This is a genomic window from Aeromonas sp. 2692-1, from assembly GCF_013085505.1.
GTDB lineage: Bacteria > Pseudomonadota > Gammaproteobacteria > Enterobacterales > Aeromonadaceae > Aeromonas > Aeromonas hydrophila.
This window is the reverse complement of the sequence record NZ_CP038513.1, coordinates 2,994,675-3,008,424: the sequence shown is the minus strand read 5'-3', so window position 1 is coordinate 3,008,424 and position 13,750 is coordinate 2,994,675. Positions and strand designations below refer to the sequence as shown.

The 13,750-nt window shown below is 65.0% G+C and carries 8 protein-coding genes and 1 pseudogene; all 9 read right to left on the bottom strand.

Going from position 1 to position 13,750, the window contains the following annotated elements; all coding sequences use genetic code 11:
* Positions 1–2 precede the first annotated feature (2 nt).
* A complete protein-coding gene (gene tssM, locus E5E97_RS14300; RefSeq protein WP_171280460.1) occupies positions 3–3,500 on the bottom strand; it encodes a type VI secretion system membrane subunit TssM in 3,498 nt (1,165 codons plus the stop codon).
* A gap of 41 nt (positions 3,501–3,541) precedes the next feature.
* A complete protein-coding gene (gene tssA, locus E5E97_RS14295; RefSeq protein ID WP_118881405.1) occupies positions 3,542–4,987 on the bottom strand; it encodes a type VI secretion system protein TssA in 1,446 nt (481 codons plus the stop codon).
* An 8-nt stretch (positions 4,988–4,995) separates the two neighbouring features.
* Positions 4,996–5,601 carry a type VI secretion system-associated protein VasI gene (gene vasI / locus E5E97_RS14290; protein ID WP_118881406.1) on the bottom strand — a complete coding sequence of 202 codons (606 nt, stop codon included), beginning with the start codon at positions 5,599–5,601 and terminating at the stop codon, positions 4,996–4,998.
* Complete coding sequence (vasH, locus tag E5E97_RS14285; protein WP_171280459.1) at positions 5,601–7,139, bottom strand: sigma-54-dependent transcriptional regulator VasH; 1,539 nt, start codon at positions 7,137–7,139, stop codon at positions 5,601–5,603. Before vasH ends, vasI begins: the two co-directional genes overlap by 1 nt.
* 2 nt (positions 7,140–7,141) lie before the next feature.
* Positions 7,142–9,783 (bottom strand): annotated as a pseudogene (tssH, locus tag E5E97_RS14280) (type VI secretion system ATPase TssH).
* 20 nt (positions 9,784–9,803) lie between these two features.
* Positions 9,804–10,583 carry a type IVB secretion system protein IcmH/DotU gene (gene icmH / locus E5E97_RS14275; protein WP_010634228.1) on the bottom strand — a complete coding sequence of 260 codons (780 nt, stop codon included), beginning with the start codon at positions 10,581–10,583 and terminating at the stop codon, positions 9,804–9,806.
* A 22-nt stretch (positions 10,584–10,605) separates the two neighbouring features.
* Positions 10,606–11,940 carry a type VI secretion system baseplate subunit TssK gene (gene tssK / locus E5E97_RS14270; protein WP_017411064.1) on the bottom strand — a complete coding sequence of 445 codons (1,335 nt, stop codon included), beginning with the start codon at positions 11,938–11,940 and terminating at the stop codon, positions 10,606–10,608.
* Between the two features lie 2 nt (positions 11,941–11,942).
* Positions 11,943–12,458: a type VI secretion system lipoprotein TssJ gene (tssJ, locus tag E5E97_RS14265; RefSeq protein ID WP_017411065.1), complete on the bottom strand. Its 516-nt coding sequence runs from the start codon at positions 12,456–12,458 to the stop codon at positions 11,943–11,945.
* Positions 12,458–13,708: a type VI secretion system-associated FHA domain protein TagH gene (tagH, locus tag E5E97_RS14260; RefSeq protein ID WP_171280458.1), complete on the bottom strand. Its 1,251-nt coding sequence runs from the start codon at positions 13,706–13,708 to the stop codon at positions 12,458–12,460. The genes tssJ and tagH overlap by 1 nt, the downstream gene beginning before the upstream one ends.
* Between the last annotated feature and the right edge of the window lie 42 nt (positions 13,709–13,750).

The following is a 13,750-nucleotide window of genomic DNA, read 5'->3' as shown; positions in this document are numbered from 1 at the left end:
GATCAATAGAGGGATTCAGGCAATCTGAACTGGCTGAACAGGCCGCCGGTGAAGGGGTTCTGCGCGCTGTCGGTATAGACGCGATAGGTCATGGACCCCTGATCCACCGGGAAGCGCACATCGAAGGTGGCCTCATTGACCTGGGTCAGCTCCCCCTTGTCCATCAGGCGGAACATGGCCCAGGGGCCGACAAAGCTTTCGCTGCGCGGGGAGCGCTCGCGGGCGGCCGGCACCAGGGTGATCTTGCTCTCGGCCCCGTCACGCATGGTGTTGGGCCACACCAGCGGGATCTTGGTGCGACGGCCATGGGCGTACTCCAGCAACTGGCCATCCAGGTTCAGCACGCTGCGCCGCTTGTTGGCGGTGAGCTCGATGGGCTCGAGGGCGAACTGCACCTCCAGGTTGCCCTGCTGGCTGAAGAAGATCTGGCGGATGCGGGCGGCTCTGTCCAGCTGCTTGACCAGCTCGGCCTGCATGGGCGAACTGAACTCTCCCTCCATCAGGCCGCTCTCCACCATGGGTTTGAGGTTGACCTGATAGAAACTGTCCAGGGTCCCACCCGGCGCAAAGAAGCGCTCCATCTCGGAGAGCGGCACATCCTTGGCTGAGCCCGGGTCAAACGGATAGCGACCGGCCAGCTGGCTGTTGAAGGGGGCCAGCACCTTGTCCTGCCACTCCTGATTGAGGGAGGACATGGCCAAGTCGATCACCAGCCGCGAGCTCTGCTCGGAGAGCTGACCCACCCAGCGATCCAGCGGGGCCGGCAGGCTGCGGGCATATTGCTGCAGGGCGAACACCGGATCGGCGTACTTGTTGGTCAGACGCAGCTGCACCGCCTTGAGGGCCGACTGGCCCGGCTCGGTGGCATTGACGATGAGCTCCAGATAGTGCTGCAGCTCCACCAGCTTCTGATTGACCTCCTGAATGAGCGGTCCCTGCTCGCCACGGCCAGCCAATGCGCCATTAGTGGCCATAAAGGGACGCCCGATGCGGGCCGTGATGGCCTGGGCAGGATCCCCTTCCACGTCGGAGATCTTGCGAATGCGGGTATTGTCATCCAGCGAGGCCAGCACCCGCTGGAACGGCTGGTCGTTGCCCGTGATGGCAGAGAGCACGTCGAGCGCCTGCTCCGGGCTCTCCAGGGTCTGCACATCTAGGTTGGTCAGCAGTTTTTGCCACTGGTTGACGTAGTCGGTGACATAGCGATCGTTGACCTGACGGGCGATCTCCTTGCGATCTGCCTCGCTCAGCTGGCTCAGCTTGCGCTGGCCCAGCACCCAGGCATCCATCGCGGTGAGATCGATGAGCGCCTTGTCTTGTTTCAGGAAGAAGTCGTTGAAACCGGGCCAGGTCAGCAGCCGCGGCACCTGACCTGCGTTGTCGCTGCGCAGGGCAAACACGGTGTCGAAGGTGGGACCCACCTCGTCGCGCACGTTGAGATCCGGCGGCAGCACGTCATTCGCCTTCACCACCAGGTTTTGATACACCCGCTGATACATGGGCAGCTTGCCAAGCTCGCGCTGGGCGCCGTAGACAGGCTCCTTGAACGGTATGAAGGCGGTGATGGCGGCCGGATCCCGGGCGGCCCTGGCTGCGTGCCAGTCGGTGTGGTCGAGGGCGTAATCCAGGTGCCCCATCAGTTGCTCCTGCACAGCCCCCTGCCCCGGGAAGGCCTGCTGCCAGCGGCTGGCCATGTACTGCGCCACCAGCTCCTTGTTGCGACCCGACGCATCGTCCAGCATCCGCATCACCCGCAGTATGGAGAGCTTCTCCTCACTGCCGGCCGGTGCCTGCTCGAGATCCGCCAGCAGCCCCTGCATCTGGGCCGGCAGGAAGCGCAGGCTCAGCAGTTGCAGATAGGAGCCTTCCACATAAGGGCCGATCTCGTCCCCCTGATAGAGGCCCAGATCGGCCACCAGCGGGGTCCGTTCACGGTAGTTGCCAAAGGAGAGGGTCGCCTCGCGGATGAGGTTCAGACGCGGCAGCTGGCTCACCCCGAAGGCGTGGGCATCGGCCACCTCGTTGGTCTCCATGAAGGCCTGGGCCTTGGTCAATACGTTGCGACCCGCCTCCTCGTTGACCCGGTAGAAATAGTGCCAGCCGCCGATGAGGGCCGCCGAGAAGAGCGACAGGCAGCTCAGACCGATGGCCATGCGGCGACGGCGATAGAGGGTGTGCAGCCGGTTCTCCCCTGCCAGATGGGCCTCCGGGAAGATGATGGTGGAGAAGAGCTTGCGCACGAAATAGGTGTTGGACTCCCCGCGCAGGGCCGAGTGGATGGGCTCTGGCAGGTTGTAGCGACGGGACGCCGCCTGGGCAAACGCATCGAACGGTACCCCCTGCTGATAGACGGAGCTGATGTAGACGCCGCGTACCAAGAGCGGCTTGCTCTCCTCTATGGCCAGGGTCTCGTCGAGCAGGCTGGTCACGTAATCCTTCAACCCTGCCAGTTGGCGCACGAACGAGAACAGCGCATTGCGCTGGGCGGCATCGAGCCGGGCCAGCATCAGCTCGGGCAGGTTCTGGTTGAGGTTGTCCACCCACTGATCCCAGAACAGGGCCAGCGCCTGCTGCCAGGATTTGCCCTGGCTGTCGCCCGGGTTGAAGGTCACCCCCAGCACGGCCTCGCGGGCCTCCTTGTCGAGCTGCTCATACACCACATCAAAGCCGCGCAGCAAGTCGAGCTTGGTAAAGGTGACATAGAGCGGCAACCGGGTGTTCATGGTGGCCGACACCTCCTGCAGGCGGGAGCGCATCAGCTGGGCATAAGCCTTGCGCTCGGCCACGCTGGCATGGGAGAGCCAGGCCAGATCCACGGTCAGCACCAGGCCGTTGAGAGGCTGGCGGCGACGGTGCTCGTTGAGCCAGTTCAGCAGGTGCAGCCAGAGCCGCTCATGCTTGCGCGCCTGCGGATCCAGCTCGGGTTCGGATTGGGACAAGAGCTCGCCGGCAGGATCCAGCATCACGGCTTGTTCCCCCAGCCAGCAGTCGATCAGCTGATCCTGTGCCACGTCCCGCAGTTCGGTGTCGAGCCTGGGGTTGAGCTTGTTGGCCGGGTTGGCGCGGTGAATAAGGCTGCTCTTGCCGCTGCCGGGCAGCCCCAGCACCAGATACCAGGGCATGGCGTAGAGTGCCCCCTTGCCCAGATGAGTGTTCAACGCTTGCAGCCAGCGATCCAGGAACAGCGCCTGCTTGTCGATGAGCCCCTTGACCGGATCCTGCTCCAGCACCACCTCGTGCTGACGCTCGGCCTTGAGTTGCTGCATCTTGCGCCAGACGCGCCAGGAGAGGACCCCCAGCATCAGCCAGAGCCAGAGCAGGGTGAATACCACCCGCCCCCACAGCGGCTCGAACGGCTTGGCGCCACGCACCTCGAGGCGAGGACCCAGCCACCACACCAGGATGAGGGCGAGCACCCAGAGCACAGCACCGAGCAGGGGCCAGGAGGGTTTCAATTTCGGCAGCTGTTGCCGCAGAAAAGTAAAAATGGTTTTGAACATAAAATGTGATCCAACTCCGACTCAATGACTCATTTCGGCATTCATTTCGACAACGGCGCCGCCAGGCTCTCCAGGCGACTGACCAGCCTGGGCTCCCAGTGCGACAACCCCAGGCGACTCGCCTCTTGCCACAAGTGTTGATAGTGCTGGCGCGCAAGCGCCTCCATGCCTTCCTGCGCCAACAGCTCCGCCTGCACCAACTGGGCATGGAAGCGGGCTCTTGGCTCTTTCAACTGCGTCATCCTTTCATCCAGCAGGGTGAGGGCCGCAGCCACCCCCTGCTCCCCATGACGCAAGGCCACCTCTTCGGCCAGACTGGACTCCCCGTCGCCCCCACCACCCAGCTTGGCTGGCTGCAACCAGCGGCTGCACTCGGGGGAGAGAAACGGCGAGCCGTCGCTAAAAGCGAGCTCCCGCAGGGCCGGCAGGCGCTGCAGAAAAGTCCCGAGCTCCTCGGCGATCGCCTGGGCCACAGCCCCAAAGCCGAGCTTCTGGGCCACCTCGGCCGAGAGCCTGTGTCCCTCGAACCAGTAGGGCGCCAGGGTCAGGCTCTGCTCAATGCGCTGCCAGAGCCCCTGATCAGGGGCGTTCATGGCGGCGCGGTACTCGTCCACCATGTCCGCCGACATGGGCGCAAGCGGGGTTTTATTGCCCGCCCCGCTCATGGGGACCGCCGTGATCCCGGCCCAGACGGCGTGACGGCGCAGCCGATAGCCCACCGCCGCCTCCGGCTGGCGCTCGATCAGGAGCTCAGCCACCTTGAGCTGGGTCTGGCGCCAGGCGCGATCGTTGGAACTGTCGACGTCGACGCCGGCACTGCCGCCACCGCCGCTGAGCACCATGGCGCCGACACCGCTGGCGGTCGACGCCACCGATACCGGGGAGCCCGCTGCCGCCGCGCCGCTGCTCTGGGGCTGCCCTGCCGCATTGGCCTCGGCCTGTGCCACCTGCTGGCGCTGGGCCCGCTTCAGTCCCATCACCAGCGGGTCGAGCAGCTCCCCCTTGTCGGGACACTGCGCCAGCCAGACCCGCTCCAGCTGCTCGGCCTGGGCCAACAACTGGGCCAGCTCGGTTGCCGAAGCGCTCTCGCAAATACGCGGCAGGGCCCCTTCGAAGCGCTTGACGATCTGCACCATCAGCCGCTGTTTCTGGCTGGCATTGCCGGGCCAGGCCAGCAGCCAATAAGCCTGGATCCAGGCCTCCAGCAGACTGATCGCCGCCCCCAGCGGGGTCGCCTTGGCCGGGTGCTGCAGGCAGCGCAGCAGCTGGGCCAGTACCCGCATGTCCTTGGTACGGCTCTCCAGCAAGCCGAGGCAGGCCTCGGCCACCGCATTGAGATCGACCTGGCTATGAGCGAGGGAGCCCAGCTTGACCAGCTCGGTCTCCACGTAGTCCCAGCGCGGCTCGTCGGCCAGCACGGCGCCTCTTATCTGATCATCCGGCAGGCTGGTGAGCAGGCGTGCACACCAGGGGTGTTGATAGCTCATCGCCCCTCCTACCAACGGCACTGCTGACGCAGCGGTGCCAGCGCCTCTTTCAGGCCGCTCAAGTCGACCCGCAAGAGGGCGCCGTTGTCGGCCCGCACCTGCAGCTCACGATGACCCTGCCAGCGCTTGAGCTCCTCGATGGCGGGCAGGCCACGGCCATATTCCAGCAACAGACCCTGATCCCGGATAAACCAGCTCTGGGAGCCGGCACTCGGCTGACCATCCAGCTCGACCTGCACTTTCTCGCCGCTCCAGGGGCTGTCCAGCCGCAGCCGGATGTGGGTGATGCTGTCGACGCAGCCGATGGCCAGGGTCGCCCCGCGCAGGGCCGGGCGGGTCAGGGTTTCACTGCCACTGCCGGCGTCACTTTGCAGCAGAAAGGGCGCGCTCGCTGGCGTGCGGGCCTGCTCCTGGGCCCAGATGGCCTGCCAGGCCGCCGACTTGGGGGCTGCCCCTTCGGCGGCACTGGCTGCGCCATTGCCGATGGCGTCATAGCAAGCGAGCCGTACCAGCGGCGAGGGTTCCTGCCGGCAGGCCTGCCAGCGCGCCATGTCCAGCGGGACCTCGGCCGCACTGGTGGCCAGCAGCAGCGGTAACAAGCCGAGGATGCTCATCAGTTCACCTCCAGTTTCTGGCACTTGTGATCCAGGGTGCGCTTGGGAATGTTGAGGCTCTCGGCCACCAGCATCCGATTGCCCTGGAAGTGGCGCAGCCGCGCCTCGATGACGGAAGCCTCATACTGCTGCATGGCCCGGCGCAGATCGCGGATGTGGTTGTAGTCGTCCATGGTGCCGGGCAGCTCGACGCAGACCCGTTCGCGCAGCTCCGGCGGCAGCGCCTCCAGCCCCACCTCCTCCCCGTGACGGGTATGGGCACAGGCCACCTCCAGCAGGTTGCGCAGCTCGCGCACATTGCCGGGGAAGTCATAGGTCTGCAGCTGTTTCAAGAACTTGCGCTGCAGCCCCACCAGGGTCTTGCCATCCTGGGCGGCAAACTGGGCCATGAAGTGCTGGCAGAGCAGCGGCACGTCATCCATGTGCTCGCGCAAGGGGGCGATCAGCAGCAGGCACTGACAGAGGCGGTGATAGAGGTCGGCCCGAAACTGCCCCTCCTCCACATGGCGGGTGAGCGGCTGATGGGTAGCGGCGATGAGGCGAAAATCGGAGTGATACTCCTGCTCGGCCCCGAGTGGCCGGTAACTGCGGGTTTCCAGCACTCGCAGCAGCTTGGCCTGCATGGCGGCGGGCATGTCCCCCACCTCGTCCAGAAACAGGGTGCCACCGTTGGCCTGAGCCACCAGCCCGGTCTTGTTGGCAAGGGCGCCGGAGAAGGCACCCTTCTGGTAACCGAACAGCTCGCTCTCGATGAGGTTCTCCGGAATGGCCGCGCAGTTGATGGCGACAAAGGGCTTGTTGGCGCGATCGGAGCACTGGTGCACCAGCCTTGCCACCACCTCCTTGCCGCTGCCGGTCTCCCCCTGGATCAGCACGGTCAGCTTGTGCTGGCCGGCCTGATTGATCTGCTCGCGCAGCCCGCGGATCACCGCCGATTGACCGACCAGCTGATCGCCAAGCAGCTTCTCGTGCTGACGCAGCCGCTCCCCCTCCCCCTTCATCTGACGCAGGGAGTCGCGCAGTACCCCCTGATCCCGCCGGCTGCGACCGAGATCGCGAATGAGGGTGAGCTGGTTGCAAAAGACCTGGGAGAGCTGGGCCAGCTCGGGGCCATCGGCCCAGGCCCGCAGCACCTCCCCTTCATCCATCAGGGCCAGCACGGCAAACGGCTTGCCGTTACCGTCCAGCAGCGGATAGGCATGCAGCCCGCACTGCTGGCCAAGGTTGGCCAGCAGTGCGCGAAAACCGACGTGCTCGATACGGGCACCGCCATGGAGGGAGTCCCAGGTGCGGGACTGGGCCTTGTGCAGCACATAGGCAAGGGGGTGGGAAAAATCGTCCACCGCCAGCCCCAGCGCCACTTCCTTCCCCCTGACCCAGCCTTGGCACTCCAGCTGGCGGCCGCTCACATCCAGCATGCCGAGCAGCAGCCCCCTGGGCTGGAAACTGGCATGGACGGTCGAGCTCCACCAGTGGCACAGGTGCGGCTCATCGCGCTGGGCGGTGAGGGCCAGGGCAAATGCGAGGGCTTGCTCCATACTCAAGCCCCCACCTCGGCCACGAACTGGTGATCGGCCACGGAAAAGTGGACGCGCTTGATGGGTTCACCGGCCGAGAGGCGCTGCAGCAGTTGCAGGGAGACCGGCGGCAGCAGGGCTCCGTCGATGACGGATTCGAGCATGCGGGCACCGTTCTCGCTGCGATTGGCCCGCAGCAGGATCTCTTCGGCCACCTCGTCGTCCAGCACCACTTCGGCGCCGAAGCGCTCCTTGAGCAGCTTGACCAGCCGGTTGAGCTTGCCTCCGACGATCTGCACCAGGGTATCGTGACCCAGCGGCAGATAGGGGATCACCTCCATGCGCGCCAGCAGCGCCGGCTTGAAGAAGGCGGCCAGCTCCGGATAGAGGGCATCCAGCAGCACGTCCGGTTGCTCGGCATGATCGACGATGGTCTGGAACCCGAGGTTGGAGGTGAGGAAGAAGACCACGTTCTTGCAGTCGATGATGCGCCCTTCCCCATCCGCCAGCTCGCCCTTGTCGAACGCCTGATAGAAGAGGTTGAGCACGTCCGGGTGGGCCTTCTCCACCTCGTCCAGCAGCACCACGGAATAGGGCTTCTGCCGAATGGCCTCGGTCAGCACGCCCCCCTCACCGAAACCGACGTAGCCGGGCGGCGAGCCGATCAGGCGCGAGACGGTGTGCTTCTCCTGATACTCGGACATGTTGATGGTGGTCAGATACTGGCGACCACCGAACATCAGCTCGGCAATCTGCAGCACGGTTTCGGTCTTGCCGACCCCGCTCGGCCCCACCAGCAGGAAGGCGCCGAGCGGGCGGCCGGGACGACGCAGGTCGGCGCGCGCGGTCAGCAGGTGCTTGTGCAGGTGGGCCACCGCCACATCCTGCCCCTTGATAAGTTCGCCGAGGTGCTCCGGCAAGCGGGTCACCACGTCCAGCTCCCCTTGCGAGATGCGATTGAGGGGCACCCCGGTCCACTCGGCGATGACGGCGGCGATCTGGGTCTTGTCGACGTGAGCGGAGACCAGCACTTCTCCTTGCTGCAGCTCGGCCAGCTCGCGCTCGAGGGTAGCCAGCTGCTCGGCAGCGGCTTGCGGATCGAGCGGCACATCGGCCAGATCCAGCGCCTCTCTGGCCAGCATCTCATCCTGCTGATCGGCCAGCAGCGCCGCGCGCAGCTCGACAATCTGGTGTACCAGCCCCTGCTGCTGCTGCCACCGGGCCTCCTGCTCGGTCAGTTCTTCACGGCAAGCTTGCTGGGCCGCCTGCAACTCGGCCAGGCGCTCTGCGTTGTCACCAAGACCTATCAGGCTCTGGCGCTCCAGCTGGCGGATCTCCAGCTCACGCTGACGCAGTGCGTTTTGCAGGTGGCTGACCGCGCGCGGCGGGGTGGTGAGGTTGATGGCCACCCGGGCACAGGCGGTATCGAGCACGTCAATAGCCTTGTCCGGCAGCTGACGGCCGGAGATGTAGCGGGCGGAGAGCTGGGCGGCCGCCTGCAGCGCCTCCTCGTCGATCAGCACCCCGTGGGCCTTCTCGTAGATGCTGCGCAGGCCGCGCAGGATCACGGTGGCCTCGTCGGCATCGGGCTCACCCACTTTCACCAGCTGGAAGCGGCGCGACAGGGCCGCGTCTTTTTCCACGTATTTCTTGTACTCGCCCCAGGTGGTGGCGGCGATGGTACGCAGCTCGCCCCGGGCCAGCGCCGGCTTGATCAGATTGGAAACATCCAGCCCGCCGGCCTGGTTGCCGGCCCCTATCAGGGTGTGCGCCTCGTCGATAAACAGGATGACAGGTTGCACGGCGTCCTTGACCTCCTGCATCACCCCCTTGAAGCGCTTCTCGAACTCTCCCTTGACCGAGGCGCCGGCCTGCATGGCGCCGAGATCCAGGGTCATCAGCTCGACCCCGCGCAGCTTCTCCGATACCTGACCCGCCACCATGCGCAGGGCCAGCCCCTCGATGAGGGCGCTCTTGCCGACCCCGGCCTCACCCACCACGATGGGGTTGTTCTTGCGACGACGGGAGAGGATGTCGATCATCAGGTCGATTTCGTGATCCCGGCAGAGCACGGGATCCAGGCTGCCCTGGCGGGCCTGTTCGGTCACGTTGACGGTAAAGCGGGCCAGCAGGCTGGCATCGGCCGGCAGGGCGGTCTGGGCCGTCTTGCCGCCGGGGGCGGTGGTCACTTGCGTCTCGGCAGACTCCTTGACCCACTCGTCGAACTGCTGGCGCAGCAGCTCGCGATTGACCTTGGCAAGCAGGCGGGTCACCGAACCCGGCAGGTAGCGCTGCGGGGTCATCAGCAGCACCAGCAGCATGACGCCGCTGCGCAGCTGGGCAGTTGCAGCTCGGCGGAGGCGAGCAGCCAACTGTCTTGCAGCCACTCCACCAGCATGGGCGAGAAGGAGGGGTAATCCTGGCCATAGCTGCTGTCGGCAGCGGACGGTTGCAGCAGGGTCTTGAGCTCTTCCACCTCCACCTCGGCCACCTTCAGGATCTGGCGCACGTCGCTCAGTGGGGTCTCCAGCATCTTGAGCAGCAAATGCTCGATGCGGATCTCGGCTCCCTGGTGATTGACGCAGAGGGCTGCAGCCTCCTCCAGCATGTGACGGCAGATGGGGTTGAGTCTTTCCACCAGTACCGGTAGCTCTATACGAATCAAGGCGTGCTCTCCTTAGGTATTTATTTTAATAATTCGCCCAGTTGACGCAGCACGTCCTGGGTCTGGTTATTGAGTTGGTGGTGATAGAGGCCAAAGATGAGCGCCAGGATCAGCGCGCCCCCCATGAACAGGCTGCGCAGGGATACCTGCTTGCGCAGCTGATAGCGGGAAGCCTGCTGCCCCAGATCGAGGTGAAACACGCTGGGCGCCTCGCCGCCGGCCTCGGGGGCCAACTGCTTGTGCAGCTGGCGCACGATGCGCTCGAACTCCCCTTGTCCCTTGCTCATCACCTTGTAACGCCCCTCGAAACCGAGGCACAGACAGAGGTAGATGAACTCCAGAATGTCGCGATAACGCACCGGGTCTTCCTGCAGGCGGGCCAGCAGCACGAACACCTTCTCGCCGCCCCAGGTCTCGTTGTGAAAGCGGGTCAGCAGGGAGTGCTCGGACCATTCGCTCTGACTGCCCCAGTCGCGGCCCATCACGGCCTCGTCGATGAAGGTGCAGAGGATGTAGCGAAACGACAGCACCACCCCGTTCTCGTAGCCCTGGGCCATCAGCTCCTGTTCGATGGCCTGGATCTCGGTCACCACCCGCTGGTAGAGCTCGGGCACCCGGTCGTAACGCGACAGCAGGCGCACCCGCTGCACCAGCCCCAGCAAGGGGGTCACCGCATCGATCATCGGGTTGATGCTCTGGCCGCGCAGGCGGAACCAGTAGTCCGAATCCATGTCCAGCTGCTCGGCATGATCGAACAGCAGGTCGCTGAGTTGCTCGTTCTTGATAATGTCCGTGGTCATCTCTGCTTATTCCTTGGTGCGATCACTGGCTGCGAATGGCCCAGAGCTGCATGTCGAGCTCGGGGAAGTCGCCGGCGATGTGGAAGGCGAGGGTGTTGCCCACCGCCAGCATCTGCCAGGCCGGGCTCTGCCGGTCGAGCTGGAAGTAGCTGTAACCGGCGTGGTAGGGCAGCTGGCGCGGCGCCACCGGCAGCGGCAGCAGCGGAATGCCGGGCAGCTGCAGGCTGATGAGCTCGCGGATCTTGTCGCTGGAGGCCACCTTGGTCTGCTGCAGCAGCTGTTTGCGCAGCTGCTCCTGCGGCATGCGGGCACGCACCGCCAGCACGAAGTCGGCGCTGGTCATCAGCTCGCTCTCATTGACCATGGCCACCATGATGCCGTACTGGTGCTTGCGCAGCTGGATGGAGACGGCGCGCGGCGACAGCACGGTGCTGAGCGCCTGGCGCAGGGCCAGCATCACCGGCTCGAAGCTCACCTGCTGATCGTCGTGGCGATAGGCGGGGAACTCGGGCGGCAGGCGAGACTCGTCGGTAAAGGTCATCAGCTCGCCGCACAGCTGCACCAACGATTCGTGCAACCGCTCGGGGTGCAGAGTGCCAAGGCGCGCCAGATGGGAGAGCTGGGGCTGGGCCCGGTTGAGCAGCTGCAGCATCATGAACTCGGCCACGTCGGCCACCCCCTGCTGGCCCGGCGCGGCGATGCGCTGGGAGAGGCTGCGGGCCCGCTCGGCCACAAGACCGGCCGACTCGCCGAGGAAACGCTTGAGAGTCGGGATGGCGGAGACGCTGATGCTGCAGGGCATGAAGTTGGGATCCAGCACCAGACCGCCGTCTGGGCGCTTGTCCAGAATGCGGGCAATCGCCAGAGAGGCGTAGGCGCTGCGATCCTCACGCTCCAGCATCAGCCGCAGGCTGACCCGCCCCACTTCGAGGGAGACCACGTCCCCCCCTTCGCTGTGCAGATCGCGCACGTCGTGGCGATGGGCCTGCAACCGGGTAGCCACCTGACCGCCCTGATTGACCTCGTTGACGCCGCTCACCGAGAGCGGCAGCGCCAGATAGACCTTCTGGTTGGCCACCGAGGCGTCGGTGACTTCCAGCGGGGTCGGCAGCACGTCGTCATTGGGGATGTTGAACACGGTCCCGTCCGGCAGGATACCGGTGGCCCCCACCAGGGCGATGCGGCCAAAGCCCAGGTAGTCCTCGTTGATGGCGAGCGACTGCAAGCCATAGAAATAGTCGGACAGCGCGCTCAGGCGAGCGTGCAGCGCGTAATCCGAATGTCTTTGTTGTTGCTGGAAGTGCTGGGGCTTGATGAACAGCCCCTCACGCCAGATAACCCGATTTCGACTCGACATGGTTATTCTTCTTCTTTTTGCAGTTCCACTTCATCCAGGCGCAGGTGCACCAGGATTTGATAAGCCGTTCCCTTGCTCTTGATCTTGATGACCTTGCGCCACTCGGCGCTGTCGGGGTCGGCGTAGCGTGCGATCACCCCGATGTAGCGGGTCTTCTCGTCGAGCTTGATGGGGGGCAGGTATTTGAACTGGCCCGGCAGCAGGGTGTAGTCCTGGTGGTCCAGGTAGTTCTTGCCAAGGGCCTTCTCCACGTCCGCGGTCACCTGGTCGTAGTCGGTGGCGAGCAGTTTGGAATCTTCCGCCAGCAGCACCACCTGAAACTCGATGGGCGCCGCCTCCCCGCTCTCGTTGGGGTTGACGTCAGGCTCCGCCAGCAGGCTCAGCCCCAGGGTCGTCGGTTGACTGTCATTGCTGCCCACCTGGATATCCGGGTTCATGGCCACGTCGGCCATCTTGCCCATGGTGGTACAACCTGCCAGGGCCAGCAGCGTGGCGCCCAGCATCAGCGCACGTATCATCAAATCAGTCCCTGTTGCTGACGCACGGCCTGGTCATAGGCCTGGGCATACACCTGGTGGAACAGCTTGTCGAACCCCTGCTGACGGGCAGAGGTGAGCTCGCGGTAGTAGTGCTGATACATGTCCCAGGCCCAGCCTTCATCGGCCGTGCCCGGCGCACCGCTGCGGCGGTATTGCTCGAAGCGACCCAGCAGTGCCTGCGGCGAAAACGCCTGCAGGATGCTGTCGAGGGCTGCGCCGATGGCCTGCTGGTTCGCCACGTGGTGGATCCGCACATTGTGCAGGCTCTCGGCCACCGCCGCCGGTGCGCTCAGGTGCACCGGGCTCTTCTGCTCGGCAAACAGCACCGCCAGGGTCTCGTCATAATCAAGGCCCAGACGCAGCGGGTTGTCCTCGATGGGGCGCAGGTGCTTGTCCGCCAGCGCGGCCTGTTCGTTTTGCAGCTGTAGCAACCCCTCCACCATAGCCCGCACCGTCTTGCCCATCTCTTCGAGCATGTCGTGGGCCTGCTGGGTGTCCTGCAGTTGCAAGGGTTGACCCAGGCCGCGCATCAGCGGGGTCAGGGCCACGTAGTCGACGCCGTCCAGCGACAGCTGATAATCGGGGTGGTTCTCGATGGCGGGCATATCCAGAAATTCTTGGTTCATGGTGTTCTCGACAGCAGAAAAAGGGGCAAGAGGGGGGACGTCCACATCCGGTTGTGAACGCAGTGAGGCCTGCAGGCGACCATCCGCCAGCGGGCCATCCATCAACGGATTGGGCGCCCTGCGCTCCTGCTGCAATGCCAGCAAGGGATCGGCGGCCAGGGTGCGCGGATCGTCAGCCGGCACGACCGGCTCATCGCTAGTCAGCCACTCGTCGAGCTGCTCGGTGGGGCGATTGCCCAGCACCTGTTGCAGGCTCTGCTCGGGGGTGATGGCCCCCAGATAGGCGCGCAGCCGGAACGGACCGACCACGAGCTCGTCCCCCTGCTCCAGATGCACCTTGCGGGCCCGCCCGATGGGCGAGGTGGCACCGTTGATATAGGTCTGGCCGCTCAGATCGCACAGGCAGAAGCGACCGTCGTTGAGCTCGATGCGGGCGTGGGCGGGCATGACGGCCCCCAGCCTGTCGCGCAGTTGCCAGTCATCCTGTTCGGAGGCCCCCAGGGTCCCCCCCATTTCGTCGAAGCGGTACTGCACCTGCTGGCTGCCATCGAGCTGTTCGCTGTTGAGCACCACCAGGGAAAGTTGCTGGTTAAAATCGTCCACAGTTACTCCTGCACTGATTCCTGTAGTTAAATTTTCTGCGCT

What these genes read in the sequence shown, in the direction of transcription:
- vasH (WP_171280459.1), bottom strand. Translation starts at nt 7,139, where the DNA reads ATGGAGCAAGCCCTCGCATTTGCCCTGGCCCTCACCGCCCAGCGCGAT.
- tssA (WP_118881405.1), bottom strand. Translation starts at nt 4,987, where the DNA reads ATGAGCTATCAACACCCCTGGTGTGCACGCCTGCTCACCAGCCTGCCG.
- tssJ (WP_017411065.1), bottom strand. Translation starts at nt 12,458, where the DNA reads ATGATACGTGCGCTGATGCTGGGCGCCACGCTGCTGGCCCTGGCAGGT.
- vasI (WP_118881406.1), bottom strand. Translation starts at nt 5,601, where the DNA reads ATGAGCATCCTCGGCTTGTTACCGCTGCTGCTGGCCACCAGTGCGGCC.
- icmH (WP_010634228.1), bottom strand. Translation starts at nt 10,583, where the DNA reads ATGACCACGGACATTATCAAGAACGAGCAACTCAGCGACCTGCTGTTC.
- tssK (WP_017411064.1), bottom strand. Translation starts at nt 11,940, where the DNA reads ATGTCGAGTCGAAATCGGGTTATCTGGCGTGAGGGGCTGTTCATCAAG.
- tssM (WP_171280460.1), bottom strand. Translation starts at nt 3,500, where the DNA reads ATGTTCAAAACCATTTTTACTTTTCTGCGGCAACAGCTGCCGAAATTG.